Annotated in this window: 27 protein-coding genes and 1 tRNA gene; 16 read left to right on the top strand and 12 right to left on the bottom strand. The window is 67.1% G+C overall.

From position 1 onward, the window contains the following. The first annotated feature begins 22 nt into the window (after positions 1-22). The 4 genes from BKA23_RS11765 to BKA23_RS11750 all read left to right on the top strand — a co-directional run bounded on the left by BKA23_RS11765 (position 23) and on the right by BKA23_RS11750 (position 4,187). Positions 23-1,246, top strand: a complete 1,224-nt coding sequence (locus tag BKA23_RS11765) for a 4-hydroxybenzoate 3-monooxygenase (RefSeq protein WP_145228773.1) — start codon at positions 23-25, stop codon at positions 1,244-1,246. A 41-nt stretch (positions 1,247-1,287) separates the two neighbouring features. Continuing rightward, positions 1,288-2,385: an LLM class flavin-dependent oxidoreductase gene (locus tag BKA23_RS11760; protein WP_145228772.1), complete on the top strand. Its 1,098-nt coding sequence runs from the start codon at positions 1,288-1,290 to the stop codon at positions 2,383-2,385. Positions 2,386-2,470: 85 nt separating this feature from the next. Next, positions 2,471-3,943 (top strand): MFS transporter, encoded by a 1,473-nt coding sequence (locus tag BKA23_RS11755; RefSeq protein ID WP_145228771.1) that lies wholly within the window; start codon positions 2,471-2,473, stop codon positions 3,941-3,943. Positions 3,944-3,992: 49 nt separating this feature from the next. Next, the gene (locus tag BKA23_RS11750; RefSeq protein ID WP_145228770.1) at positions 3,993-4,187 is read left to right on the top strand and encodes a hypothetical protein; all 195 of its coding nucleotides are present in this window, start codon (positions 3,993-3,995) and stop codon (positions 4,185-4,187) included. Between the two features lie 39 nt (positions 4,188-4,226). On the opposite strand, the gene BKA23_RS11745 is transcribed toward BKA23_RS11750, so the two are convergent. Both BKA23_RS11745 and BKA23_RS11740 read right to left on the bottom strand, forming a co-directional pair. After that, positions 4,227-4,874, bottom strand: a complete 648-nt coding sequence (locus BKA23_RS11745) for a hypothetical protein (protein WP_145228769.1) — start codon at positions 4,872-4,874, stop codon at positions 4,227-4,229. Positions 4,875-4,979: 105 nt separating this feature from the next. Beyond that, a complete protein-coding gene (locus BKA23_RS11740) occupies positions 4,980-5,657 on the bottom strand; it encodes a hypothetical protein (protein ID WP_170226494.1) in 678 nt (225 codons plus the stop codon). 306 nt (positions 5,658-5,963) lie between these two features. Between BKA23_RS11740 and BKA23_RS11735 the strand changes: the two genes are divergently transcribed. Further along, the gene (locus tag BKA23_RS11735; protein ID WP_145228767.1) at positions 5,964-7,133 is read left to right on the top strand and encodes a permease; all 1,170 of its coding nucleotides are present in this window, start codon (positions 5,964-5,966) and stop codon (positions 7,131-7,133) included. Between the two features lie 23 nt (positions 7,134-7,156). Here BKA23_RS11735 and BKA23_RS11730 read toward each other — a convergent pair whose 3' ends face one another. Continuing rightward, positions 7,157-7,996, bottom strand: a complete 840-nt coding sequence (locus BKA23_RS11730; RefSeq protein ID WP_145228766.1) for an SDR family NAD(P)-dependent oxidoreductase — start codon at positions 7,994-7,996, stop codon at positions 7,157-7,159. A gap of 198 nt (positions 7,997-8,194) precedes the next feature. Here BKA23_RS11730 and BKA23_RS11725 point away from each other — a divergent pair, with 198 nt between their 5' ends. Further along, positions 8,195-8,794, top strand: a complete 600-nt coding sequence (locus BKA23_RS11725) for a hypothetical protein (RefSeq protein ID WP_211841703.1) — start codon at positions 8,195-8,197, stop codon at positions 8,792-8,794. A 204-nt stretch (positions 8,795-8,998) separates the two neighbouring features. Beyond that, positions 8,999-10,246, top strand: a complete 1,248-nt coding sequence (locus tag BKA23_RS11720) for an IS256 family transposase (RefSeq protein ID WP_145224741.1) — start codon at positions 8,999-9,001, stop codon at positions 10,244-10,246. A 292-nt stretch (positions 10,247-10,538) separates the two neighbouring features. Here the strand turns inward: BKA23_RS11720 and BKA23_RS11715 are convergent. Then, a tRNA-Pro gene (locus BKA23_RS11715) sits at positions 10,539-10,612 on the bottom strand. A 152-nt stretch (positions 10,613-10,764) separates the two neighbouring features. After that, positions 10,765-11,709: a metallophosphoesterase gene (locus BKA23_RS11710; RefSeq protein WP_145228764.1), complete on the bottom strand. Its 945-nt coding sequence runs from the start codon at positions 11,707-11,709 to the stop codon at positions 10,765-10,767. A 35-nt stretch (positions 11,710-11,744) separates the two neighbouring features. Here BKA23_RS11710 and BKA23_RS11705 point away from each other — a divergent pair, with 35 nt between their 5' ends. Next, entirely contained in the window at positions 11,745-12,197 is a 453-nt protein-coding gene (locus BKA23_RS11705) for a GatB/YqeY domain-containing protein (protein ID WP_145228763.1), read from the top strand. 145 nt (positions 12,198-12,342) lie between these two features. Here BKA23_RS11705 and BKA23_RS11700 read toward each other — a convergent pair whose 3' ends face one another. Further along, positions 12,343-14,637 (bottom strand): transglycosylase domain-containing protein, encoded by a 2,295-nt coding sequence (locus tag BKA23_RS11700; protein WP_145228762.1) that lies wholly within the window; start codon positions 14,635-14,637, stop codon positions 12,343-12,345. Positions 14,638-14,836: 199 nt separating this feature from the next. On the opposite strand from BKA23_RS11700, the gene BKA23_RS11695 reads away from it, so the two are divergent. Next, positions 14,837-15,142, top strand: a complete 306-nt coding sequence (locus BKA23_RS11695; protein WP_145228761.1) for a WhiB family transcriptional regulator — start codon at positions 14,837-14,839, stop codon at positions 15,140-15,142. Between the two features lie 81 nt (positions 15,143-15,223). Here the strand turns inward: BKA23_RS11695 and bagB are convergent, their stop codons facing one another. From bagB to BKA23_RS11680, 3 genes are all read right to left on the bottom strand, one after another. Continuing rightward, entirely contained in the window at positions 15,224-16,393 is a 1,170-nt protein-coding gene (gene bagB / locus BKA23_RS11690) for an ArsA family ATPase (protein WP_145228760.1), read from the bottom strand. Beyond that, complete coding sequence (gene bagA, locus BKA23_RS11685; protein ID WP_145228759.1) at positions 16,390-17,388, bottom strand: ATPase BagA; 999 nt, start codon at positions 17,386-17,388, stop codon at positions 16,390-16,392. The genes bagB and bagA overlap by 4 nt, the downstream gene beginning before the upstream one ends. Before the next feature lie 368 nt (positions 17,389-17,756). Next, positions 17,757-18,491, bottom strand: coding sequence for an alpha/beta hydrolase (locus BKA23_RS11680; RefSeq protein WP_145228758.1), 735 nt, complete (start codon positions 18,489-18,491; stop codon positions 17,757-17,759). 96 nt (positions 18,492-18,587) lie between these two features. On the opposite strand from BKA23_RS11680, the gene BKA23_RS11675 reads away from it, so the two are divergent. From BKA23_RS11675 to BKA23_RS11660, 4 genes are all read left to right on the top strand, one after another. Next, complete coding sequence (locus BKA23_RS11675; protein WP_145228757.1) at positions 18,588-19,871, top strand: NAD(P)/FAD-dependent oxidoreductase; 1,284 nt, start codon at positions 18,588-18,590, stop codon at positions 19,869-19,871. Between the two features lie 61 nt (positions 19,872-19,932). After that, on the top strand, positions 19,933-20,100 hold the full coding sequence (gene sp36, locus BKA23_RS11670) for a Sp36 family protein (protein ID WP_211841702.1): 168 nt from the start codon (positions 19,933-19,935) through the stop codon (positions 20,098-20,100). 6 nt (positions 20,101-20,106) lie between these two features. Next, positions 20,107-20,568, top strand: a complete 462-nt coding sequence (locus BKA23_RS11665; RefSeq protein WP_145228756.1) for a RidA family protein — start codon at positions 20,107-20,109, stop codon at positions 20,566-20,568. A gap of 13 nt (positions 20,569-20,581) precedes the next feature. Next, the gene (locus BKA23_RS11660) at positions 20,582-21,418 is read left to right on the top strand and encodes an NUDIX hydrolase (protein WP_170226493.1); all 837 of its coding nucleotides are present in this window, start codon (positions 20,582-20,584) and stop codon (positions 21,416-21,418) included. A 28-nt stretch (positions 21,419-21,446) separates the two neighbouring features. Here the strand turns inward: BKA23_RS11660 and BKA23_RS11655 are convergent, their stop codons facing one another. Further along, complete coding sequence (locus tag BKA23_RS11655; protein ID WP_246104630.1) at positions 21,447-22,352, bottom strand: lysozyme; 906 nt, start codon at positions 22,350-22,352, stop codon at positions 21,447-21,449. A 287-nt stretch (positions 22,353-22,639) separates the two neighbouring features. Here BKA23_RS11655 and BKA23_RS11650 point away from each other — a divergent pair, with 287 nt between their 5' ends. Next, entirely contained in the window at positions 22,640-23,446 is an 807-nt protein-coding gene (locus BKA23_RS11650; RefSeq protein ID WP_246104629.1) for an MBL fold metallo-hydrolase, read from the top strand. On the opposite strand, the gene BKA23_RS11645 is transcribed toward BKA23_RS11650, so the two are convergent. After that, positions 23,430-24,290 carry a PP2C family protein-serine/threonine phosphatase gene (locus BKA23_RS11645; RefSeq protein ID WP_145228753.1) on the bottom strand — a complete coding sequence of 287 codons (861 nt, stop codon included), beginning with the start codon at positions 24,288-24,290 and terminating at the stop codon, positions 23,430-23,432. The genes BKA23_RS11650 and BKA23_RS11645 overlap by 17 nt on opposite strands. A gap of 22 nt (positions 24,291-24,312) precedes the next feature. Then, positions 24,313-24,990 (bottom strand): Crp/Fnr family transcriptional regulator, encoded by a 678-nt coding sequence (locus BKA23_RS11640; protein ID WP_211841701.1) that lies wholly within the window; start codon positions 24,988-24,990, stop codon positions 24,313-24,315. Between the two features lie 180 nt (positions 24,991-25,170). Between BKA23_RS11640 and nth the strand changes: the two genes are divergently transcribed. Next, complete coding sequence (gene nth / locus BKA23_RS11635; RefSeq protein ID WP_246104664.1) at positions 25,171-25,845, top strand: endonuclease III; 675 nt, start codon at positions 25,171-25,173, stop codon at positions 25,843-25,845. Continuing rightward, positions 25,842-26,498: an NUDIX hydrolase gene (locus tag BKA23_RS11630; protein WP_145228752.1), complete on the top strand. Its 657-nt coding sequence runs from the start codon at positions 25,842-25,844 to the stop codon at positions 26,496-26,498. The genes nth and BKA23_RS11630 overlap by 4 nt, the downstream gene beginning before the upstream one ends. Positions 26,499-26,520: the final 22 nt, after the last annotated feature.

Here is a 26,520-nt window from a genome sequence, read left to right as displayed (position 1 = left end):
CGGCGAAGGAGGACGGCTCGTCATGAGCGCTGAACGCACGGCACCCGACGTCGTGACAACCACCTCGGTCGCCATCGTGGGTGCCGGGCCGGCCGGGTTGATGCTCGCCCATCGGCTCGGCCGGTCAGGCGTCGACTGCGTCAACATCGACGTGCGCGCCAGGGCCGAGATCGAGACGACGCACCGGGCCGGGATCCTCGAATCTGCTTCAGCCGCAGACCTGCTCGACACCGGCGTCTCCGACCGGATCCTGCGCGACGGCGACGAGCACGCCGGAGTGGAGCTGCGCTTCGGCGGGCGCAGCCACCGCATCGACTTCCAGGATCTGGTCGGGGCCTCGGTCTGGCTCTACCCACAGACCGACGTCTTCATCGACCTGGCCGACGCCCGTGACCGCGACGGTGGCGTCGTGCATTTCGGGGTCAGCGGCACAGTCGTCGACAGCGTCGAAACCGACTCTCCCACAGTGAAATTCACCGACGCTGCGGGTGCGCGTCACGAGATCCGGGCGCGTTACGTCGTCGGTGCCGACGGTTCCCACAGCGTATGCCGCAAGCTGGTGCCGGAGGCGCAGCGCTCGCAGTTCTTCCGCGAATACCCCTTCGCCTGGTTCGGCCTGCTGGTCGAGACGCCGAAGAACGCTCCAGAGCTCATCTACGCCCACTCCGAGCACGGCTTCGCCCTGGTCAGTCAGCGCTCCGACACCGTGCAACGTCTTTATTTCCAATGCGATCCGGACGAGTCCGTCGATGCGTGGTCTGACGAACAGATCTGGTCCACCCTGCACGATCGCCTCAGCGGGGACGACGGTTTCGAGTTGCACACCGGCCCGATCATCGACAAGTCGGTGCTGCGCTTCCGCTCCTTCGTGCAGCAGCCGATGCGGTGGGGCTCGATGCTGCTGGCGGGTGATGCGGCCCACACGGTGCCGCCGACCGGCGCGCGCGGGCTCAACCTCGCTCTGCACGACGTCCGGGTGCTCGCGCCGATCCTGGTGCGTGCCCTCGGCGCAGCCGGTGACTCCGCCCTCGACGACTACGAACCGCAAGCCCTCGAACGTGTATGGCGCGCGCAGAACTTCTCGTTCTGGATGACCCAGATGCTGCACAATCCGCCTGCCGCAACGGGATTCGACCTTCAGCGGCAACTCGGTGAACTCAGCAATGTCGTCGGCACCCGTGCCGGTCGCGCCTACCTGGCCGAGCAGTACACCGGCTGGCCCTCTGCAGGCGGACCGGTCGGCTGACGACCCGGAACACCGCGCCCGCCGCCGGTGTTGAAGGCCTCGTGAAAGCCTTCGGATTCCTCAGCTTCGGTCACTACGGGCCGGTGCCCGGTTCGCAGACCCGCGACGCGAAAGACGCCCTCAAACAGGCGCTCGACCTGGCAGTCGCGGCCGACGAGATCGGCGTCAACGGCGCCTACGTCCGGGTGCACCACTTCGAGCGTCAGCAGTCCGCACCGATCCCGTTGCTGGCGGCAATTGCCGCTCGCACCAAGCGGATCGAGGTTGGCACCGGCGTCATCGACATGCGCTACGAGAACCCCCTCGGTCTTGCCGAAGAGCTCGCCTCCCTCGACCTGCTCGCCGACCAGCGCATCGCGATCGGAATCTCCCGTGGCTCACCTGAGACCGCCCAGCGCGGTTACGAGGCCTTCGGTTACACCGGCAGCACCGACCCTCGCGGCGCCGACATCGCTCGCTCGAAGTTCGAAACCTTCCTGGCTGCCATCGACGGAGCCGGCATGGTCGCCGCCGACCCGCAGCGCGCGCGACCGGGCTCGCGGTTGCGCATCGAACCCCAGTCGCCCGGGTTGCGCGGTCGCATCTGGTGGGGCTCCGGCACCCGCGAAACCGCTGAGAACACTGGGCGACTCGGCCTCAACCTGATGTCGTCGACACTGCTGACCGAGACCAACGGCGGGGCCTTCGCCGATCTGCAGCGCGAGCAGATCGACCGGTTCCGGCAGGCGTATGCCGCAGCCGGACACACAGGTGCACCGCGGGTCTCGGTCTCGCGCAGCATCTTCCCGATCGTGGACGAACGCGACGCGGCATACTTCTCAGGCGCCGACGACGGCGACCAGATCGGCGTCATCGACGGCTTCCGATCGACCTTCGGCAAGACGTATGCCGCAGCTCCGGATGTCCTGATCGAGCAATTGCGCGCCGATGCGGCGGTGCAGGCTGCCGACACCCTGATGCTCACGATCCCCAACCAGCTCGGCGTCGACTACAACCTGCACGTGCTCAGCAGTTTCGCGGAACACGTCGCACCGGCACTGGGGTGGCAGCCGAACACGGCAGGACCGGTGCAGGGCGAGCCGGTGGTCGCTGCCCACGCACCTGGTGAAACCGCCGGCAACGAGACCGCGATCACGTGAAGGTGCGATGAAACCGTCGTGAAACCGGCGCTACCTACGTTGTCCGCAGACACCTGACACGGACTTCGCCCGATAGGAGCGCCTCATGACTGACATCACCACCAGCACCGAGCACGCCGGAAATCCACCGGCATCCCACACCTACCCATCGCTGCGCGCAGCGTGGATCCCGCTGGCCGCGCTGTGCATGGCCTTCTTCGTCGAGATGGTCGACAACACCTTGCTGTCGATCGCGTTGCCGACGATAGGGCGCAGTCTCGGCAGTGGCACCACCGCCCTGCAATGGGTGACCGGCGCCTACTCCCTGACCCTGGGTGGGCTGTTGCTGACCGCGGGGTCGGTCGCCGACAGGTTCGGCCGACGACGAGTGCTGCTGATCGGGCTGGCGGCCTTCGGGCTGCTCAGTCTGCTGGTCATCGGCGTCAACTCCACCGGCGAACTCATCGCACTGCGAGCGGCACTCGGCATCGCCGCCGCGATGATGGCGCCGATCACCAACTCGCTGGTCTTCCGGCTGTTCGACGACGACGCGCTGCGGATGCGTGCGATGACCGTCATGATCATCGTCGGTATGTCGGGCTTCATCCTCGGCCCGGTCCTCGGCGGCACCGCCCTTGCGCACATTCGCTGGGAATGGCTGTTGGTGATCAACGCACCGATCGCACTCATTGCTGGCATCGGGGTGCGCTTCGGCGTGCGCGCCGACGCGCCACAGGATCTGACCCGCGACCCGCTCGACCTGCCCGGCGCCGCGCTCAGCATCGTGGCCGTCGGTCTGGCGTGCTGGTCGCTGACCAGTGGTGTGCAGTACGGCTGGGCGTCGCTCGTCACGCTCGCCTCCATCACCGGCGCGGTGCTCGCCGCGGTCGCCTGGGTCTGGCACGAGCGCCGCACCGACGCCCCGATGCTGGATCTGTCGATGTTCTCCTCCGGCACGATCCGCGGCGCAGTGGTCGCACAGATCGGCACCTCGATCGCGATGGCGTCGGTGATGTTCGGGCTGATCCTGCACTTCCAGTACGCCTATGGCTGGAGCCCGATGCGCGCCGGCCTGGCGAACCTGCCGATGATCGTCACGATGCTCGTCGCGACGCCGCTGTCGGAGTGGCTGGGCCGTCGTTTCGGCCACCGCATCGCCTGCCTGATCGGCGCCGCCTGCCTGGCCGGCTCACTGGCACTGTTGTCGTGGGGCGTCGAGCACGGCTACCTCGTGATCGCGCTCGCGATGGTGCTCATGACGATCGGTCTGCGCACGGTGATGACCATCTGCGCAGTGGCCCTGGTCGCGGCGATGCCGGCCAATCGCACCTCGATCGGCGCCGCGCTCAACGACAGCGCCCAGGAGGTCGGCACCAGCGTCGGCACCGCGATCGTCGGCACGTTGATCGCGGCACTGGTGACTGCGGTGCTGCCCACCGGCCGTTGGAGCGCCGAGTTGGTCGCATCCTTCTTCCACGGCGAGTGCATCACGTATGCCGTGCTCGCGGTCGTGGTCGGCGTGATTTCCGCAGCGGGCGCGTTCACCCTCACCAATTCCCATGTGCTGGAAGAAAACTGACCGTATGACGTAGCCCCGCCTGGGCAACGGCTCGCGTCATACTGCCCGTATGGGACGCGCGAACCTGTTGGGCCTGGCACTGTCATTCGTGACGGCGATGCTCTGGGCGATCACGGCGATGGAGCACTGGTCGATCTGGCCGGGCATCATCGCCAGCGGGATCACCGGGCTGTACTGGGGCTTCGGGCGACAGGCGTTGTTCCCGACCGAATTCACGCAGTCGCCGCAACGCCGCGGTCGCTGATCTCGCCTTGGCGGCCGGGCAGCCGACCGGCGCAGTTGATCAGGCGCAGTTGATCAACAGGTTGCTGACGTAGATGTCATTGTTGCTGCCGGTGCCTGCCGCAGCGAGCGTGATCGTCAGACCAACGCTGTAGGTCGTCGTTGTCGGGACGGTGAAGACGGCGCTCGTCTGCGCCAGATTGCTGATGCCGTTTCCAGGGGTGCCGGTCGTGGGCGGGGTGAGTGTGTAGACGGTCTGCGCACCGACATTGGCAGCCAGACTGGTCTGTGCCTGCCCCTGGTAGGTGCTGGCGTTGAGCGACAGGGTGTACGAGCATCCCGCGACGAGAGTGACGGGTGAGTCCAGCGAAACTGACACGGTGCCGCCGAGGGCCGACTCCGCCCCGACGCCCCACCACGGGCCCGCGCCGTTGCTGCCGAGCGGATCGGTCGCTCGGAAGCCGGGCAATCGAGTCGTGCCGGTGAAGATTGCGGTCGCCGTCTGCGGTCCCCACGTCGTGGCGCTCGGGTAGACGTTGTTGACCGGGGTACCGCTCAGCGCGCCGAAGCCGATGGCGACCGGACAGGTGCGAGTTGCGCAGCTGGCAGCGCTCGCGGGAGCGGCCGCCCCGAGAGCGACGACCGGAATCGTCCAGGCAGCGCCCTTGGCGATTTTGCGTCTGCTGAGCTGTGAACCTTGTTGCGTCACGATGTCCCCTTTTGTGCACTGTTCGACCGCACTGCGCTGTGACAGCCCGCGATCACGCTAAACCCTGTCGAATGCCGTTGTCCGGCGTACGGTTGCACTCCCCGCTCACGCACAGTTGATCAGCAGATTGCTGACGTAGATGTCGTTGTTGCTACCGCCGGTCGCCTTCGCCAGGGACATGTTGATACCAACGGTGTAGCTCGTCGTCGTGGGTACGGTGAAGGGCGCGGTCACGATGGACGCGTTGTTCAGGCCCTGGCTTCCACCAGCGGCGGCAGTGCCGACTGTGGGCGTCAAGGTGTAGATCGTCTGCGTGCCGACGGTCACGTTGAGGGTGGTTTGAGCCTGGCCCTGCCAAGTGCTGGCGTTGAGTGAGAGCGTGTATGAGCACCCAGCGACGAGGGATACCGCGGCAGTCTTGCTCACAGTGATGGTTGATGCGCTTGATGCCTCGTCACCGACACCGAACCATGTCGCAGTGGCGTTGCCGGAAAGTGGGTCGGTCGTTCGGAAGCCGGGTGACTTTCCATCGCCCGGGTTCGCGATGTTGCCGCTCACTGCCTGCGGTCCCCACGTGGTCGCGCTGGCGTACGTGGCGGTCGTACCCGTGCCCGAGACGACAGTGCCACTCGGCGTGCCGAAAGCGATGACGACCGGGCAGGTGCGGGTCGGGCAGCTGGCGGCGCTCGCGGGAGCGGCCGCCCCGAGAGCGACGACCGGGACGCTCCAAGCCGCGCCCTTGGCGATTTTGCGCCGACTGACCAGTGTCGACTTCTGCGGCACTGGGCCCTCCAACAACGCGTGAATCTGGAAATTTTTCTCGTCCCGGGCGTGAGTCTAACCGGTCGTCCAGACATCTCCTGCCACTCACGACGCCATCCGTCGACCTGGCCCCAGCGGCCGTTGTGACCGTGTGCCAACGACACCTGGTGACAGGTCAACGGGGTGTGCCGGAGACCAAGCTGGTCGCACATCCGTGCAGCCGGTGTCGTTGATCTCTGGAATATACCCCCTAGGGGTATAGTTTCGACTGGTCGTGCGGGCGTGTTGCCCGCGCCGACGTGTCGACAAAAGTCAGCGGTGATGTGAATGCTTGGCCCGATCCTCGAAGCGCTCCGCACGGCGGGCACGATGGCCTGGCAGATTCTCTGGTCGTTGATCCTCGGCTTCCTGCTTGCGTCTGTCGTACAGGCGCTCGTACGTCGCAGCACTGTGGTCAAACTCCTGGGTGACGACCGGCCGAGCACGCTGCTGAAGTCCGCCGGGCTGGGCGCGGCGTCATCGTCGTGTTCGTATGCCGCTGTCGCGCTCGCGCGGTCGTTGTTCCGCAGGGGCGCGAGTTTCACCGCAGCGATGGTCTTCGAGATCGCCTCGACCAACCTCGTCGTTGAGCTCGGCATCATCCTCGCGCTGCTGCTCGGCTGGCAGTTCACCCTCGCGGAGTTCGTCGGTGGCCCGATCATCATCGTCCTAGTCGCGCTGATGTTCCGAATCGTGCTGCGGGACAAGCTCATCCGCGACGCGCAAGCTCAGACGAGCAAAGGTCTCGCCGGGTCGATGGAGGGCCACGCGGCAATGGACATGTCCGTGGACGGCGAAGGCAGTGTCTGGGCACGGCTGTTCTCCGCGCGTGGGTTGACCTCGGTCAGCCAGATTTTCGTGATGGAGTGGGCCGCCGTCATACGTGACATCGCCGTCGGATTGCTCATCGCCGGCGCGGTCGCGGCCTGGGTGCCGGTGGACTTTTGGCGACGTCTGTTCCTGCACGGCCACGGCACCCTCACCCTGCTCTGGGGCCCGATCGTCGGTCCGCTGATCTCAATCGCGAGCTTTGTGTGCTCGATCGGCAACGTGCCCCTCGCGGCCGTCCTGTGGAACGGCGGCATCAGCTTCGGGGGCGTGGTGTCGTTCCTGTTCGCCGACCTGTTGATCCTGCCCATTCTGGCGATCTACAAGAAGTACTACGGCTGGGCGATGACCGCGCGCATCGTCGGGGTGTTTTACGTGGCGATGGTCGCGGGCGGCTACCTGGTTGAGGTCATCTTTCACCTGCTGCACCTGATCCCGTCGGCGGGGCACGCGTTCACCGGCGCCAGCGGGATCTCGTGGAACTACACGACCTACCTCAACATCGTCTTCGTGATCATCGCAGCGGGGCTGATCCTTCGGTTCGTGCGGTCCGGCGGCGCGGGAATGCTGAAGATGATGGGCGGAGCACCTGCGACCGATGACGACGCACCTGCGCACCATCACCACTAGCGAGCCCGCTGGTTCGCTACAGCTCAGTCGAGCCAGGTGTTCGTCTGGACCAGCACGCGAGCGCCATCCAGATCGGTCAGTGACAGCCCGGCGAACGCGTGCGCCGAATCGGAGGTCTGCCAGCGGAACTTCGGCTCCGTGCTGAGGGCTGCCTCGACCACTGTCTCGGCGGCGTCGCGAGGGTGCTGGGCTGCGGCGAACGAGGTCCGGGCGCGACGCAGGTATGCCGCGAGTAGCGCTGCGTAAGGATCGTTCGGGTCGGTATCGCGTTCTTCGGCACCGGTGTTGGCGACGAAATCGCTTGCCACGGCCGCAGGTTCGACGACACTGATGCCGACGCCGAAGCGCGCCATGACCGGCGCCAGCGACTGCATGAGCCCCTCGACGGCAAACTTCGCGGCGCAATATGCATCGGCGAACGGTTGCCCGACGACGCCTCCGACGCTGGTGACGGTCACGACGCGGCCGGACCCCGCGCGGCGCATTCCGGGTAACACGAGCCGGGTCAGTTCGGCGACGCCGAGGTAGTTCACGTCGAGCTGCTCCTGCAGCGCCTCGGTGTTCAACTGCTCGAGAGTGGCGACGGATCCGCGCCCGGCGTTGTTGACGAGTATGTCGATGCCGCCGTGATCAGCCTGCACTGCGGCGACGCACTCCGCGGCAGCGTCATGATCGGTCACATCGAGAGCACGTATGTCGACCTCGACGCCGGATTCCGTTGCTGCTGAACGCAGTTGGTCGCCTCGGGCTGGGTTGCGCATTGTGGCGACCACCGTGACACCGCGCTGGGCGAGCTTCACCGCGGTCCACAAGCCGATGCCGCTCGACGTTCCGGTGACCAGTGCGACGGGTTGAGATGTCATGCACCCATAGTGGCCCGCTGGTCGTCGCAGTTGCGGTCAGACGCGGGATCGTACGTCACGTTCGCCGAGCCCCGTCATACCTCGCTGTCCGAGCGGTTCGGTCTCAGTGCGTCGGTGAGCGAGGCAGGAACGACGTCCAGCCGGAGGTCACTTTGCGAGATTTCGTGCCGGGCCCAAGATGAGAAGGTGATCGTTGTCGTGGAGGGACCGAGCGCCGCCGGTAAGACGACGTGGTGCCATCGCAGTGGACTCCCTGTCGTCGAGGAATACGTTCCTTCTGGGCGGGAGCCGGACCGCAGCGATGTATCGGCGCAGGCTGCGTACTGGACTGAGGTGAACAGCGCGCGCTGGGCGGCAGCGCGGAAGCTCGAGATGCACAACCCCGTGGTGCTGTGCGACACCGATCCGGTCAAGCTTCACTACAGCTGGTGTCTCAATCGGATCGGCGTTGCTCCTCGAGATCGCTTCGCCGAGGAGCTAGCGGCTGTGCGGCGCGCGTTCGCCGAAGATCGGCTCGGATTCGCTGACGTGGTCGTTACGGCCATCCCGTCTATGGCGACGCTCAGTGAGCACCGCCAGGCAGACCACACCAGGCAACGACGATCATTCGATCTTCACGCACAGCTGTCTGATCCGCTGCGCCAGTGGTACCACGCTCTCGACGGTATCGAGCCGGGGCACGTGCTGTGGCAGTTCCCAGAGCCCAGCGACCTGCAGGCTCGGCTGTTTCAGCCTCGATCAGAGCGTTCCGACCCTGCTCGCCTCGACCGATTGATGTCGTTGCTGCCGAAGCTCTGAGCCGGTCGACCGCGCGGTGGTCCGGGGCACAAGTGATGAGGTCGCCGATCGCTTCAGTGACGCCAGGCATCAAACCTGCTCAGTTGAGTCCCGCATAGTGGTGTAGCGCGGTCGCCGTGATCGTCCTGGTAGTGGACGTGGGTGCGGCCACCGCGTGATCCTTCGAGTGAACGTCTCACTGCACTCTCGAATGGAGTCATCACGATGACCGCACCACATATTGTCGACCCTGCCAGCTTGCTGAGCGAGGCCTTGTCCGAAGCCAGTCCGGATCTGATGCGCAGTCTGTTGCAAACGGTGATTAACGCGTTGTTGTCCGCGGACGCTGACGCGGTCGTGGGCGCCGAGTACGGTCGTCCCTCACCCGAGCGGTCCGCGCAACGCAACGGGTACCGTCACCGGCCCTTGGACACCAGGGTCGGCACAATCGACGTCGCGATCCCGAAGCTACGCACCGGGACCTACTTTCCCCAGTGGCTGCTGGAACGACGCAAACGCACCGAGTCCGCGTTGATCACCGTGGTCGCGGACTGCTACCTGGCCGGGGTGTCTACCCGCCGGATGGACAAGTTGGTGAAGACATTGGGCATCGACTCACTGTCGAAATCGCAGGTGTCTCGGATGGCAGCCGATCTCGATGGCATCGTCGAGGACTTCCGGCACCGGCCCTTGAGTGATGCGGGTCCGTTCACGTTCGTGACCGCTGACGCGCTCACGATGAAAGTGCGTGAAGGCGGGCGGGTGATCAACGCCGTCGCCTTGTTAGCGACTGGTGTCAACGGGGACGGCCACCGCGAAGTCCTCGGCCTACGGGTAGCCACCTCAGAGACCGGGCCGGCGTGGAAGGAGTTCTTCGCCGACTTGGTCGCCCGCGGCCTGAGCGGTGTCCGACTGGTCACTTCCGACGCCCACCACGGCCTGGTGGAAGCGATCGGCGCGAACCTACCCGGCGCGTCCTGGCAACGCTGCCGCACGCACTACGCCGCGAACCTCATGAGCGTGACACCGAAAAGCATGTGGCCAGCAGTCAAAGCGATGCTGCACTCGGTGTATGACCAACCCGACACGGCCAGCGTGCATGCCCAGTTCGACCGGCTCCTGGACTACGTCCAGGAGAAGCTGCCCGACGTGCACGCCCACCTCGACGCTGCTCGCGCGGACATCCTGGCGTTCACCACGTTCCCCAAAGACGTGTGGACCCAGATCTGGTCCAACAACCCCACCGAACGCCTCAACCGGGAGATCCGCCGCCGTACCGACTCCGTCGGCATCTTCCCCCACCGGGCCGCGATCGTGCGCCTGGTCGGAGCCGTCCTGGCCGAGCAAACCGACGAATGGGCAGAAGGACGCCGCTACCTCGGCCTCGACATCCTCACCCGATGCCGCATCACCCCCACGCCCGGCACCGAACCCCAGATCGGAGCTGATCACCTACCCCAACTCACCACCTAAAACCTCAACAAGGAGAACGCACCCCGCTACACCACTACCAGGGACTTGACCAACTGCTCCCCGCGGAAAGCGGCGCAACTTCAACTTGCGTGGACGACCTCGCCATAAGTCGCCGATGCGGTCTCGAAGAGTGTCACATGCGTCATACCGATGGCTCTGGCCTCGCCAGTCACACGTAAGTCGCCGAATCGGCGGTTTCAGGCCAAATCGCGGCGGCGGCACACGTCCTTCGGGCACAGAAAACCGGCCCTGACTCCGCGTTTCCGCAGGTCAGGGCCGGTTTGCCAACGAGTCGGGGTGACAGGATTTGAACCTGCGGCCTCGTCGTCCCGAACGACGCGCGCTACCAAGCTGCGCCACACCCCGTGGCTTGCTGCACCTGCCTGACGGCGTTGCGCAGCGAGGTCAAACGATACAAGCTGACCCCGCCAATCGCCCAATCGGGTCGGCGGTATCCCGGGTTGGGCTTTACCGCCCATCAGCGAGCGTCACCCGCGCATCAACCAGCGAACCCCGTGTCACCCGGCCCCGCCTCGCGGCACCAGCGTCATCAAAGTCGCCTCGGGCCGGCACGCGAACCGGATCGCGTTGTATTTGTTGTGCCCCAGCCCCGCAGACACCTCCAGGTATGCCGCATCCGCCGGCGCTCTCCCGCCGGCCGCAGCGCCCGGCCACCAGCGCGACACCCCACTCGCGCGATTGTTCGGCAGGTCGCAGTTCGTCGTCAGCGCCCCATAGAACGGCACGCACACCTGCCCGCCGTGCGTGTGCCCGGCCACGATCAGACCGGCACCGTCCGCGGCCATCGGGTCGAGGACGTGGGTGTATGGCGCATGCACCACCCCCATCGTCAGCGCGACATCTGCCGCGGCGGCGCCCGCGACCGACGCGTAGTCGTCCCGCGCGATGTGCGGGTCATCGACACCGACCAGTTCCAGCGGGACGTCTGCGACATACGTGCGCTTGCGGGCGTTGTTGAGATCGAGCCAGCCGGCCGCGGAGAACCCGGCGATGAGGTCCTCGACCGGCAGAGTCGGGACGCCCATCCCCTCACCACGCTCCAGCGGCGAGCCGATCCCTATGTACCGCAGCGGATTCTTCGGCTTCGGCCCGAAGTAATCGTTGGAGCCCAGCACATACGCGCCAGGGAACTCCATGAGCGGCTCCATCGAGCGCAGCACCGCCGGTATGGCATCGAGGTCGGAGCAGTTGTCGCCGGTGTTGAGCACGAAATCCGGCTCGAGCCGGGCGAGCCCGCGGACCCACGCGATGCGGCGCTCTTGGCGCGGCACCAGGTGCAGGTCGGTCACGTGCAGCACGCGCAGCGGTCGCGACCCGGGCGCCAGCACCGGCAATGTCGTCCGTCGCAGCGTGTAGAGGTGGCGCTCCACCAGCGACCCCCACGCCAGCGCACCCACCCCGGCGGCAGTGACGGTGGCGGCGGTTTTGGTCAGTGCATGCATGAGGACTCCAGTATGACGGTGCGAGACTTGGCCCCATGACCAGCAAGCAGACCCTGCAGGACGACCTCACCGCCGCGATCCGCGAGCGCGACCAACTCCGCGCCGGCACCCTGCGGATGACTCTCGCCGCGATCACCAACGCCGAGGTCGCCGGCAAAGAGCACCGCGATCTCACCGACGACGACGTGCAACAGGTCATCGTCAAAGAGGCCAAGAAGCGCCGCGAAGCTGCCGAGGCGTATGACGGTGCTGGTCGCGCCGAACTCGCCTCCAAGGAGCGCGACGAGCTGGCAGTTCTGGAGGGGTACCTGCCCGCGCAGTTGTCCGAGGCTGAGCTGGCATCCATTGTGGCTGAAGCAATTTCGCAGACCGGCGCAACTGGGATGGCCGCAATGGGTCAGGTCATGAAGGTCGTCCAGCCGCAGGTGGCCGGCCGCGCCGACGGCGGCAAGGTCGCAGCCCTCGTCAAGAAGGCGCTCGCCGGCTGAGGCGAACGCGCGGGGCTGACCTGCGCCGGGCGGACTGCGCGATACCACCGATAGATCTCAGGCCGTCGGCAGCACCAGCGAATGTGGATCGGCCCGGGAACCGTTGCGGTTCCCGGGCCGATCTGTCATCGAGCAGACCTGATGGTCAGTCGTCACCCGGCGCGTTGGTGCGGGTCGGGTTGGGCGTCGGGTTGACCGTCTTGGTCGGATCCGGGGATCTGTGTCTCTTGCGAGTGGTGGTCGGCGACGGGTCCTGCTCTGGTGGCTGAACCGTCTGCGTGGGCGTGGGCACGGTCGTCGTTGTTGTCGGCGTGTTCGGCGCAGCCGTCGGTGTCGTGCCGTCCGGCAGCTGGAACTGTTTGATCGGTTGACCCTCGAGGGCGTCGTCCATAATCGCCTTCCAGATCGGCGCGGCGAGCGTGCCACCGAAGATGTAGCCGTTGTAGAAGGTGCCGGCGAGGGTGATGTTCTGCAGCGGGATGCTGCCGCTCTGGTGGCCGACCCACACGCCGGTGGCGAGCTGCGGGGTGTAGCCCACGAACCACACGTTGTAGGCCTCGCTCTCGGTGCCGGTCTTGCCGGCGGCCGGACGGCCATTCGCCAAGGTGTTACCAGCCGCTGTACCGCTCGGGTCGGTCAGCACATGGGTGAAGATCTCCGTCGTCTCGGCAGCGATCTTCTGCGAGATGATGCGCTTGCAGGCAGTGCCGGTCAAGGCAAGAGTCTTGCCGGAGCCGTCCGTCACCGACACCACCGGGCGCGGCGGGCAGTAGATGCCGCCGGCGGCGATCGTCGCGTACGCATTCGTCAGAGTCAGCGGTGTCACCGTCGACGTGCCCAGCACGATGGACGACGGGTTCGGGCTGATCGGGTTGCCGGCGCCGGTCTCCATGCCGAACTTCTTCATCGTGTTCAGCACGTTGCACGAGCCGATCTTGCTGACGAGTTCGGCAAAGGCAGTGTTGATGGACTGTGCGGTCGCGGTCGACAACTTGACCTGTCCAGCCCGTGGCTCGGGTGAGTCGTTCTCCACAGACCAGGTCTGTCCACCGAGGCCGCACTTGTCCTCAAACTGTCCGGGGAGGAACAGGTGTGCCTTCGAGGTGCCATTCATGCTGTCGTACGGCGGGATCGTGATCGTCTCGTTCGGACTCTGTCCCTGCTCGAGTGCCGTGACGACCGCGAACAGCTTTGCCGCCGAACCGAAGTCGAAGCCTTGGCTGCCGTTCATGTCGATCGGCGTCGTCAGGTTGATCGCGGAATTACCCGGCCCGTTGGTATTCGAGTAGTTCGTGTTCTGACCGCTGCCCAGCACCAGACCCGTGCCCGGCTGGATAGCGATCGCCGCCGACTGCACATTCGCGCTGTTGTTGACCGGGATCTTGGCTTCGATCTGCTTGTTGATGTCGTTGGCGATGTTGGGGTTGAACGCGGTCTTGATCGTCAGGCCACCGGTCTGCAGCTCCGCCAGGCGCGCCTTCGGGGTCGACCCGAGCGCTGGCTGCTGCAGCAGCCAGGCCTCGACGTAATAGCAGAAGTAGGGGTATTTGGAGTTCGCGCAGCTGTTGGAGATGTTGGTGAGATTGAGCTTCACCGGCGACTTCTGTGCGTTCACCATCTGCGTGTAGCTGATCATCTTCTGTTGGTACATCTTCGTCAGCACCACGTTGCGTCGTGCCGTCGCACCTGACAGGTTCGTGACCGGGTCGAGCGTGCCCGGCTGGTTGACGACGCCGGCCAGCAGCGCGGCTTCCGGAAGGTTCAGCTGCGAGGCGTGCACGCCGAAGTAGTGCTCGGCGGCGGCTTCGACGCCATACGCCTGGTCGCCGTAATAGACGAGGTTGAGGTAGCCGTCGAGGATCTCGTCCTTGGAGTAGTGCTGCTCCAGTGTCACGGCGTACTTCAGCTGCTGCAGCTTGCGGACGTAGCCCTGCATGCCGCTCTGGGTGACCTGGTCCTGAGCCTCGGCGGTGTTGCCGGCGCTCAGCGCCTGGTTCTGCAGGGCGACCTTGACGTACTGCTGAGTTAGCGTCGAGGCGCCCTGTGTGCCGTTGCTGAAGATGTTTGAGGTGATCGCGCGCGCGATGCCGCGGGTGTCGATCGCCCCGTGTTGATAGAAACGTGCGTCCTCGATTGCGACCTGCGCGTTCTTCATGTATTGCGAGATCTGGTTGAACGGCACCACAATGCGGTTCTGGTTGAACGGTGTCGCGATGACCGAACCGTCGGACGCCAGGATCGTCGACTGCTGCGCGAGCGGGTTCATCTGGAAGGTGCCCGGCATCTGGTTGAACATCTTGATGCTGCCGTTGCTCGCCGCCCCTGCCGAGCCGATCGCCGGGATCAGCAGACCTGCTGCCACCAAGCCCATCGCCACCGCGCTGGCGACGAAGGCCCCCAAGAGGCTGAGAACGGAACCGAGGCGGGACGCATGACGCATGGACGACAGAGTAACCGCCGACGCTGTGCCGGAATTCTGCCTCTGGCGCGCAAACCTTGACGGGCGTATAGTACGAACGAACTACTTCGAATTCGTTCGTACTTGCTCTGGCGAGCTCCTTGCAGTTGGTCTACTCCGCTGTTCCGGCGCGCCAGATCTAGGCCGTTGCGATGTTTACTGGCGGGAGGACGGAGCCACCATGACTGCAGTGATGCCGGACAAAAAGGCCTGGGACGAAAATTGGCCTTCCCGTGCTGTATGCCGCGCAGGCGCCTCGCCCGATGAGCTGTTCGCCGAAGGCGCCGCTCAGCAGACCGCGAAGATCATCTGTCAACGCTGCCCCGTCGTCGCCGAATGTCTTGCCGATGCCCTCGACAACCGGACCGAGTACGGCGTGTGGGGCGGCATGACCGAGCGTGAGCGCCGCGCGCTGCTGCGCCGACGGCCCGACGTGCGCTCGTGGGCGGGATTGTTCCGCGCCGCCCGCAGTGCAGAGAACAACTGACGCCCAGCTCGGCGGGCTGCCGCCAAGCGGGCTTGGCAGCACTCTGGATAAACGGCTGGTCGCACTGACGCGACCGGCCGTTTATCGCGCTAGTTCGGCGCCCAACTGACGTAACTGATCGATGTCGTTGACGTCCTGCGCCGACGTCGGGACCTCGACCTGCGGTATCTGCGGATGCGAGGCGGTGAATCGCCCGATCGCTGCTGTATGACGCGTCGCCAGCGTCGCCAATGATGCGTGCAGCCGCAATAAACCCGCCGTGTCGCGCGGTTGCCACGCGACACTGTCGCGACGCTGCGGCAGGTCAAGCGCCTCGGTGGCGGCGGATTCGGCACGACCCGCACTCAGCGATGCGACATACGTGCGCTGCACCCGGTTGATGACCAGACCGGCCAGCGGCATGCCCTCGGTGGCGAGGCGGTCGACGAAGAAGGATGCCTCGCGCAGGGCATCGCGCTCCGGCGTGGCCACCACCACGAAGGCCGTCGAGGCGTTGCCGAGCAGGGCGTACGTCTGTTCCGCGCGCTCGCGGAAGCCGCCGAACATCGTGTCGAGTGCGGCGACAAACGTCTGTGCATCCTTGAGGAACTGCCCGCCGAGCACCTTCGACATCACGGCGGTCACCGAACTCATCCCGACCGACACGACCTTGAGGTAGGCGCGGCCGCCGACCTTGGCCGGGGCGAGCATCAGCCGGATGAACTTGCCGTCGAGGAACGATCCGAGCCGTGTGGGTGCATCCAGGAAGTCCAGCGCCGAACGGCTCGGCGGGGTGTCGACGACGATGAGATCCCAGCGGGCGTCCTTGCCGGTCTGCTCGGCGTGCAACTGGCCCAGGCGTTCCATCGCCATGTACTCCTGCGTGCCCGCGAACGAACTCGAAACCGCTTGGTAGAACGGGTTGTCCAGGATCTGCTGGGCGGATTCGGGTGTCGAGTGACGCAGCACCAACTCGTCGAAGGTGCGCTTCATGTCCAACATCATCGCGTCCAGCGAGCCACCCGCGGAGTCGTCGATCGCCTCGACCGGGGCGGGTTCGTTGTCGAGGTGCGGCAGCCCGAGCGCCTGCGCGAGCCGCTTGGCCGGGTCGATCGTCAGCACCGCCACGTGGCGCCCCTGCTCGGCGGCACGGATGGCGATAGCGGCCGCGGTCGTGGTCTTGCCGACCCCGCCGGAACCGCAGCACACGATGGTGCGCACGCCGTGGTCGGCGAGCAAATCGTCGATGTCGAGGGCCGGAGTCTGCGTCATACTGCCGCTCCCTGCTCGGCGAGTTCGGTTGCCAACTGGAGCAATCCTCCCGAGTCGAGGGCATCCGGCAGCAGCGGCAGGTGGTATGTCGCAAGGCCGAGATCGGTGATGGTCTCGCGCTCGCGCTGCTCGAGGTCGAGCCGGCTGATGAGGTCGCGTCCGGACTGGGTCAGACCGTTGACCATCGTCGGCCCGACGCGTAACCCGAGAGCGCCGAGGTCGTCCTGCAACGCGCTGGTGTCGAAGGTGTCGGCCGCGAGCAGAGCGCGCGCTTGTTCGTGCAACTGCGGCGGGCGTTCCTGATTGATGACGACCGCGCCGAGCGGCAGCGACAGATGACGTAGTTCGGCCACCGCGTCGACGGTCTCCTGCACCGGCATCTCCTCCAGCAGCGTGACCAGGTGCACCCGGGTCTGCGCGGACTGCAGCAGTTGCGTGATGGAGTCGGCCTGGTTTTTGACCGGCCCGACTTTCGCCAGGCCGGCGACGGCGTTGTTGACTCCGAGGAAGTGCCCGATGCGGCCGGTCGGCGGGGCGTCGAGCACGACAGCGTCATACGGCTGGTGGTGCCGCAAACCGCGGCGCGCGGGCCGGCGGCGGACGGCCTCGTAGACCTTGCCGATGAGCAAGACGTCACGCAGCCCTGGTGCGACCGTCGTGGCGAAGTCGACGACACCGAAGCGCTCGAGCATGCCGCCGGCGATACCGAGCTTGTAGAACATCTGCAGGTATTCGAGCAGGGCGGCCTTGGCGTCCACCGCAAGGCCCATGACGACGCCGTTGTCGGCGGCGGACGCGACCTGCACCTCGTCCTCGCCCAGGCGCGGCACGTCGAAGACGCCGCTGATGCCCTGGCGGCCTTCGACCTCGGCGATCAGCACCCGTTTGCCTTCGGCGGCCAGCGCCATCGCCAGCGCCGCGGCGACGGTGGTCTTGCCGGTGCCGCCCTTGCCGGTGACGATGTGCAGCCTCACCCCGTCGAAGTCACTTGCCATGGGACCAAAGCTAGACCGCTCGGTCGACCGTCCGGCGGGGTGGCGTCAGCTCGCGTCCGGCCCGACTCGTCGGGGGTGTCCGGGTCCAGTTGGGTCAGGCGGGGCGCAGGCATCGCAGCGGCGCGAGGTCTGTGCGTGGGATGTGGGTTCGCTCCGCACCGGCGGCATGGCTGAGATGACGATTACTGACCGGTACGCGCTGACAAGGTGCACGTAATCGTCATGTCAGCCACCGGTTCGGGACGACAGTGGCGTGCGGGACGGAGGTGGCCAGGAGGGGTGCGCGCGTCGCGCGGGACGTGCAGGTTTGGTGGTCGGCAATATGCAGGGTTGAGCTGGTCGGCGTCAGCCCGTTGCGCGGCGGGTGGTCAGGCCTGGTCTGCGAGCGAGTTCACCGCGCGGAGGGCGGCCTCGAACCCACGAGTGCCGGGCTCGACCAGTTCCATGTGCGTCACTCCTGACAGCACCTCCAGCGGCACGCCGTCGCCCGCGGCCGCCTGGTAGCTCTCGGACACCTCGACGGGCACGGACTCGTCGGCGGTTCCGTGCACCAGCAGCACGGGCGCGGGCGGCGGTCCGAGCAAGGCGGGGTCGGCGGCACGCCATACGTGCTCGTCTGCGTCGCCCATCATCGCCGGTGCGGCACCGGCTCCCAGCCCGAGATCGCGCACCAGGTGCAGATCGACGGCTCCGGCAAGCGAGACCGTGCCGCGGATGCCGCGAGCCTCCGGCTGGTGTTGCAGCCACGTGACCAGGTGACCGCCGGCGGAGTGCCCGATCAGGATCACCGGCTCCGGCAGATCGGCGTCCGAACGGATGGCGCCGAGGCCGGTCCGCACGTCGGCCGACATCCCCGCCCAGTCACCGGGCACGCGGCGGTACTCCAGCACCGCGACGTGAAAACCGTTGTCCGCGAACGCTTGTGCCTGTGCTGCCGCGTGGGTGCGGTCGACGGCCGGCCGCCAGAAACCGCCGTGTATGACGACGACCGTCACCCCTCGCACGGCCCCGGTCGGCAGGCGCACGTCGTACAGCTGCGAGGGGTCGTCGCCATACCTGCGGACGTGTGTGGGAGGTGGGACCGAAGTCGCGTCAGAGACCATGCGAACGCACGTTACTGCCCAGTCGCGGAACCGTGCGCGGAGCGTGATCTGCCGCTGATACCGTCGCGATGATAGTTCGAAGTCAAAGGAGTCTTCATGAAGCTGCAGCCGCTTCGCCCGGCCAAGGGCACGGGTACTGCGCGGGTCGTCATCATCGGTGCAGGCATGGTGGGTCTGTCGACCGCGTGGCACCTGCAGGAGAAGGGTGTCGACGTCACCGTCGTCGAGCGATCCGGCGTCGCGGCGGGTAGCTCATGGGGAAACGCCGGCTGGGTGTCGCCCGGTCTGTGCGTGCCGCTGTCCGACCCATCGGTCATCAAGTACGGCCTCAAGGCCCTGCTCGACCCGGACTCCCCGCTCTACATCCCGATGACTCCGGACCCGAAGCTGATCTCGTTCCTGTTGGGCTTCGCCCGCCGCTGCACCCCGGGTCAGTGGAAGAAGACGATGGACCAGTTCGTGCCGGTCAACCGTCGCGCGATCGAGGCCTACGACTACCTCGAGAGCCACGGCGTCGAGGCGAAGTCGCACGAGGCGCCGATCATGGCCGCCTTCCGCCGCGCCGAGGACGCCGCGGGCCTGGAGCACGAGGTCAAGCTGATCCTCGAAGCCGGACTCGAACTCGAGGCCACCGAGGTCGACAACGCCACCCTGCGTGCGGAGCTGCCGATCATCAGTGGCGACGTCGAGAAGGCCATCCGGCTCGGTGGCCAGCGCTACATCAACCCCGGTGAGTATGTCGATGCCCTGGCCGCGGCCGTTCGTGAGCGTGGCGGCAACCTGGTGATCGGGTCCAACGCGCGCGCGCTGCGCCACGGCCCGCACGGCGTGACCGTGGAAATGATGAGCGGAGAACCCATTTCGGGTGACGCTGTCGTCATCGCCACGGGTGCTTGGCTGCCCGAGCTTGCCCGTGAGTGCGGTGTGCGCACCGCGCTGCGCGCCGGTCGTGGGTACAGCTTCTCGGTGGCGGTGACCGAGGAGTCGGCGCGTCCGGTGCCATGCCCGGTCTACTTCCCGCACGAGCGCGTCGCCTGCACGCCGCTGGGTGACCGGCTGCGCGTCGGCGGCACGATGGAGTTTGCCGGCACCGAGGAGCCGCTTCACGAGGAGCGCGTCGCCGCGATCGTCAAGAGCGGTCGCCCGTTGTTGTCGGGCGTCGACTGGGACGACCGCCAGGACGTCTGGGTCGGTGGACGCCCGGTGACTGTCGACGGTCTGCCGCTCGTGGGCGCGACGAAGGTGCCCGGAGTCTTCGCCAACGGCGGCCACGGCATGTGGGGCATCACCCTCGGCCCGCTGTCCGGTCAGCTGCTGGCCGAGCAGATCACCACCGGCAACACTCCGCCGGAGCTGTTGCCGTTCAACCCGACCCGCTGAGCCCGCAGGCCCGGCAGGTTCGGCGGCGGGAGCCGTCGAAGCGGGGAATAGGGTGGCCGCCATGACTTCTGTGACCAAGTGGGAATACGCCACGGTGCCGCTGATGATCCACGCCACCAAACAGATCCTCGACAACTGGGGCCAGGACGGCTGGGAGCTGGTCCAGGTTGTGCCGGGGCCCGACGGCAACGGCCTTGTCGCTTATTTCAAACGTCCCAAGGAAGGCTGACACCACATGTCATCTGTCGAAGACCGTCTCGCCGAGATCGGCCTGACCGTTCCCGAGGTCGCGGCGCCGGTCGCGGCATACGTGCCCGTCGTGCGTGACGGCAACCTCGTCTTCACCTCCGGCCAGCTGCCGCTGGTCGACGGCAAGTTGCAGGCGACCGGCAAGGTTGGCGCCGAGGTCAGCGCCGAGGATGCCGCCAAGCTCGCGCAGATCTGCGCGCTCAACGCCATCGCAGCGGTGAAGTCCGAGATCGGCGATCTCGACCAGGTCACCCGTGTGGTCAAGGTTGTGGGCTTCGTTGCCAGCGACCCGAGCTTCAGCGGCCAGCCGGTCGTCATCAACGGCGCAAGCGAGTTGCTGGCCACGGCCTTCGGCGAGCGCGGCGCGCACGCACGTTCCGCCGTCGGCGTTGCGGCTCTGCCGATGGATGCGCCGGTCGAGGTCGAGATCACCGTCTCGGTGCAGTGAGATCCACCGCGCAATGACCAAGGTGCGCGATTTCGTCGTCCCGCCCTCGCTGCAGGCACACGCCGAAGCCTGGCTGGACGGCGGCGAACGTATGACGGAGGCCGCCCCCAAACTGGCGGCCTCCGTCATGTTGTTGCGCGAAAAGCAGCACCGGCCAACGGTTTTCATGCTGCGACGGGTGCCGTCGATGGCGTTCGCGGCGTCGATGTGGGTCTTTCCCGGCGGCGGCACGGATCCGCGTGACGCCGAGGTCGACGTGCCGTGGGCCGGCCCGTCCCCCGTGGAGTGGTCCCGGGCGATGGGGCTGCCGCAGGACGTCGCGCAGGCGGTCGTGATTGCCGCGGTGCGCGAGGTCTTCGAGGAGTGCGGCGTGTTGCTGGCCGGTCCCTCCTCCGATTCGGTTGTGGGCGACGTGACCGGCGAGGGGTGGCGCGCAGATCGCGCCGCACTGGTCGACCACACTCTTGCCTTCGCTGAGCTACTCCGCCGGCGACGGCTCGTGCTGCGCTCGGATCTGCTGGCTTTGCAGGATCACTGGATCACGCCACGGATGGAGCCCAAGCGCTACGACACGTGGTTCTTCGTGGCGCGGCTGCCCGACGGGCAGCAGGCCGACGACGACACGACCGAGGCCGACCTGAGCGAGTGGGTGGACCCCGCCGCGCTGTTGCGCGACGCCGCCGACGGCAAGGCCAGGGTGCTGCCGCCGACCATCGTTCAACTCGAAAATCTTGCTGCCGCAGTCAGTTTCGCCAGTGCGCTTGTGGGGCGGCCGGGAGTCATACCTGTCATGCCCGAACCTCACCGCACTGCGGACGGCATCGTCCTGCGAACGATCCTCGCCGACTGATCGGCTGCGCTTGCGGGTGCCGCGTGGGTCAGCCGGCGGCGAGCGCCTGCACCCGGCTGAGCGCGCCGTTGAAGTAATCCATGTCGATCGGCGAGTCGGTGTACTGCCACATCGTGTAGTAGCCCCAGCCGCCGGGCAATGTGCCGGGCGCTGATGCGTAGCGCGCGATCCACAGCGGGTTGTTCTGGTTGAACGCGGTGCTGTTGCCGGTGCACGTCGACCACCAGTCGGTGGTTGTGTAGATCACTGCATCGCGACTGGTCTGCTTCTTGTACTCCGCCAGCCAGCTGCGGATCCAGGTCACCATCGCGGACTGGCTCAGGCCGTAACAGCTGGCGCCGTACGGGTTGTACTCGACGTCGAGCATGCCCGGCAACGTCTTGCCGTCGGCAGACCAGCCGCCGCCGTGCGCGACGAAGTAGTCGGCCTGGGCCACCGCGGACGCGCCGTTCGGGATCGCGAAACTGTAGGCGCCCCGGATCATGCCGGCGTTGTACGAGCCGTTGTACTGCTGCGCGAACGACGGGTTGGTGTAGTAGTTGCCCTCGGTTGCCTTGGAGTACGCCCACCGAACGCCGGAGTTCCATTCCGAGGTCCAGTTGACGCTGCCCTGGTAGGCCGAGACGTCGATGCCGAGCGTTGTGCCTGCCGGGCTGTATGCCGGTGCAGGCGTCGCGCCGGCCTTCGCACTGCCTCGCAACGACCACCCGGCGTAGGCCTGGCCTCGTTGCAGGTGACCCTGTGCGTTCGGCTTCGGCGCCGCTGCGGGGATTGTTGCGGCCGGGGTCGATGCGGTCCTGCTTGCGGAGGTCGTGCTTGGTGAGGTCGTGCTCGCGTGCTGCCAAGGTGTGCTGGCCGACGCGTGTGCGGCGACGCCGGCGCTCATCACGAGCGTGGCCACGCCCACGGCGGCGCTCTTCGTGGTTGTCCGCATGGGAGTCCTCTCGATGCGCTCTGGCGAATATCCAGTGAGCGCAATGCATTTGGTGTGACGGGAACGGGGTATCGCCAGGCTATTGACGTGGCGGTAAAGCGGGGGCCACGGCACGGTCAGGAGTTGACAACCCGGTGTGGCGTCATCGCGCCGGTGCGGGAGCCGCGCCCTTTGGCGGCGGGCGATTCCGGAGACGCTCTGCGCTGCCCCGCATGGTGGGGCAGCGCACAGTCAGCGGGAGGACATGGCTGTGTGTGGCCGGTGCGCACGTCGGTAGCGTGGGTGGGGTGAACAGCGAATCCCCGTGGACCGGTGGCCGGCTCGGCGAGCACGCGACGGCGATCCTTGCCCCCAACCCGGGGCCGATGACCTTGGACGGCACGAACACCTGGGTGCTGCACGTGCCGGGCGACGACGTCGCCGTGGTGGTGGATCCCGGTCCGCTCGACGAGGCCCACCTGCAGGCGGTGCTGACGCACGTCCGCGACGTCGGTGCGCGGGTCGCGCTGACGATCGCAACCCACTGGCACCACGACCACACCGAGTCGCTGGAGCGGTGGTCGGAACTCACCGATGCCCCGATCCGTGGTGGCGGCTTCGGCGAGGCACTGGTGGACGGCGAGCGAATCACGTTGGGGTCACTGCGGATCGACGTCATCGCGACGCCTGGCCATACCGCTGACTCGGTCTGCCTGCACCTGCCCGACTCGGGGGTGCTGCTGACCGGCGACACCGTCCTGGGTCGGGGCACCACGGTGGTCGCGCATCCCGACGGCGCCTTGCGCCCGTATCTGCAGTCGCTGACGAAGCTGCACCAGTTGGCAACGACTCGCCCGACGCGATTGGCGCCCGGCCACGGCCCGACGCATGACGACGCCGCGCAGGTGCTTGCGGCATACCTGTCGCATCGCCGTGACCGGCTCGAGCAGGTGCGTGCTGCGCTCGCTGCAGGCGACGGTGCCGCACCGGATGTCGCCCAGGCTGTGGTCGAGCGCGTGTATGCCGCAACACCGCGCGACGTGTGGCTGGCCGCGAAGGCCAGCGTGCAAGCGCAGTTGGAGTATCTGCGTGAGGAAGCTAGTCAGCAGGTATGACGCGCGCCAGCGCGACGCTGATGTTGTCGGCGCCGCCCTGAGAGTTGGCGAAGGCGACCAGTCCTTCGGCGATGGCCACCGGTGACTCGCCCGCCATCGCCCGGGTTCGCTGGAGCAGGTCCCACTGATCGGCAGCCGCTGAGCAGTAGTTCCACAGGCCGTCGGAGCAGACGACCACCCAGCCCGGCTCGCTCGCGGCCAGGTGAGCCGCACGAGGCGTCAGCATGTCGGGCGACTCGCGGCCGAGCCACCGGGTGATGGCGTGGGCGTTGGGGGACGCCTCGGCCTGCGCGATCGGCACCCCACGCAGCGCGAGTTCGGTTGCCATCGAGTCGTCCGCGCCGAGCTGAGCGGCCCCGGCCGGATCGGAGTCAGGCAGCCAGTACACCCGGCTGTCGCCGACATTGCCGCCGATCACGAATCCGTCGCAGATCAACGCCCCGGCGAAGGTGCACGACGGTGGGGTCGGATCGTCGGGGTCTGCGACCTCGGACGCGGCTTCGTCGGCGGCGAGCACCGACTGCGCCAGGGCGCGCTCTGCCACCCCGAGCCACGCGTCGGTGCCGTCGTCGTCGGTGCCGTCTTCGATGTTGTCGTCGGTGAAGGCTGCGGCCAGCACCTGGATGGCGGCACCGACAGCAGCCTGGGAGGCCAGGTGTGAGTCGGTCGAGGTCGAGACGCCGTCACAGACCACCATCGCGGCGAACGAACCCGGCACGGGCTCGGCGTAGATCGCGACGGCGTCCTCGTTGCGGTGGTGCCGCCGTCCGATGTCGGAGACGGTGCCGACCCATCCGGAGGCGTCGAGCGCGACGTGCGGCGCCGGATCTGGTGCGGTTGCCATGTGCCGTCGAGAGCTGTGGGTGTCAGCGGGCGCGGCGCTGCAGGCGTTCGGTGTCGAGCAGGGTCACGGCGCGAGCCTCCAGTTTGATCCAGCCGCGCGAGGTGAAATCGGCCAGCGCCTTGTTGACCGTCTCGCGCGACGCACCCACGAGCTGGGCGAGTTCCTCCTGCGTCAGGTCGTGCGCCACCAGGGTGCCGTCCTCGGCCGGTTTGCCGAAGCGGCGCGACAGATCCAGCAATGCCTTGGCGACGCGACCCGGGACGTCGGTGAACACCAGGTCGCCGAGCGCCTCGTTGGTGCGACGCAGACGCGCAGCCAGCGCGGACAGCATCTTCATCGCGACCTCGGGCCGCGTCTTGAGGAATTCGGTCATGTCGGCGTGCGCCAGTCCGATCAAGTCGGTGTCGGCGACGGCGGTGGCCGTCGCGGTGCGCGGGCCGGGGTCGAAAAGGCTGAGTTCACCGAGCATTTCGCCCTCGCCGAGGATTGCGAGCAGATTCTCGCGGCCGTCGGACGACCGGCGCCCGAGCTTGACCTTGCCGCCGGTGATCACATAGAGGGTGTCGCCTTGGACGCCTTCGTGGAAGAGTTCCTGCCCGCGCGCGATGTGACTGCGCGACATGGAAGCGAGCAGTGCATCGGCATCCTCGTCGTTCAGAGCAGAGAAAAGTGGCGCCTTGCGTACCGACTCAGTATCCACGGGGTGCAGTCTGCCATGTCGCCCACCACTCCTGTGGCAGCCGTCACAACCGATCGGCGCGGCACGTCATACCGGCCGGCACCGGCAGGTATGTCGCACCGTGGTCCTAGGCTCGCTGATGTGAAGCGCATCGACATCTCCGCCGAGACCCCGGTTGCCCGCACCCGGCGGGTTCGACGGATGTACCGCGAACTGCACGAGCTGTATCCCTACGCCCATTGCGAGCTGGATTTCCGCTCGCCGCTGGAACTGCTCGTGGCCACCATCCTGTCGGCGCAGACGACCGACGTGGGCGTCAACAAGGTGACGCCGACGTTGTTCGCGCGTTACCCCGATGCCGCGGCGTATGCCGGGGCCGACCGCGCCGAACTCGAGGAGTTGTTGCGCCCGACCGGCTTCTTCCGCGCCAAGGCGAACTCCTTGATCACCCTCGGGCAGGCGCTGGTGGAGCGTTTCGACGGCGAGGTGCCGCCGCGGATGGCCGACCTGGTCACCCTGCCCGGCGTCGGCCGCAAGACGGCGAATGTGGTGCTGGGCAACGCGTTCGGCATACCCGGTCTGACCGTCGACACGCACTTCGGCCGCCTGGTGCGCCGGATGGGCTGGACCGACGAGACCGACCCGGTCAAGGTCGAGTCCGCCGTCGGGGCACTGGTGCCGCGCAAGGAGTGGACCATGCTGTCGCACGTGCTGATCTTCCACGGGCGGCGGATGTGCCACGCGAAAAAGCCCGCCTGCGGCGTGTGCCCGGTGGCCAGGTGGTGCCCGTCATACGGCGAGGGTGAGCTCGACCCGGACAAAGCCCGCAAGCTGCTGAAGTACGAAATGTCGCCGGCTGCCGTCGCGTCGGCATGACCGAGCCCGCCATACCGGCGCCGGTTCCGGCCTGGTTGCCGGCGCTGGTCACCGGCGCGCATGCTCAGCCGTTACTGCCGCACCTGCCGCCCGCGAGCGGTCGGGAGTCTGCGGTGCTGCTGCTGTTCGGCCCGCACGACGACGCGATCGGTGCCGACGTGGTGCTCACCGAGCGCGCGGCGACGCTGCGCAAGCACGCGGGCCAGGTGTCCTTTCCCGGCGGCTCCGTCGACCCCGGCGACGAGACGGTCGCGCACACCGCGCTGCGCGAGGCCCACGAGGAGATCGGCCTCGATCCGCACGGCGTCGAGGTGGTCGGTCACCTGCCGGTGCTGCCGCTGAGCGTGACCGGCTTCCAGGTGACACCGGTGGCGGCATGGGCCGCGCTGCCGACACCGATCCGGGTGGTCGACACCGCCGAGGTCGCACAGGTCGTGCGGGTGCCGCTCAGCGAATTGGTCGACCCGGCCAACAGATTCACCGCCGTCCACCCGTCCCGACGGTTCGATGCGCCCGGCTTCGAGGTCGAGGGATTGTTTGTGTGGGGGTTCACCGCGATCGTGCTCGATCTGACCCTGCGGCTGGCCGGGCTCGAGCAGCCGTGGGACCTGCAGCGCCGGATCGAGGTGCCCGAGCGCTACCGCACGGCGTGATCGCCGCGCCGATCGCGCAGTC

Origin of the sequence: Rudaeicoccus suwonensis (assembly GCF_007829035.1) — a bacterium.
Taxonomy (GTDB): domain Bacteria; phylum Actinomycetota; class Actinomycetes; order Actinomycetales; family Dermatophilaceae; genus Rudaeicoccus; species Rudaeicoccus suwonensis.
The sequence above is the reverse complement of the archived record's forward strand: the minus strand, read 5'-3'. Positions and strand labels throughout refer to the sequence as shown.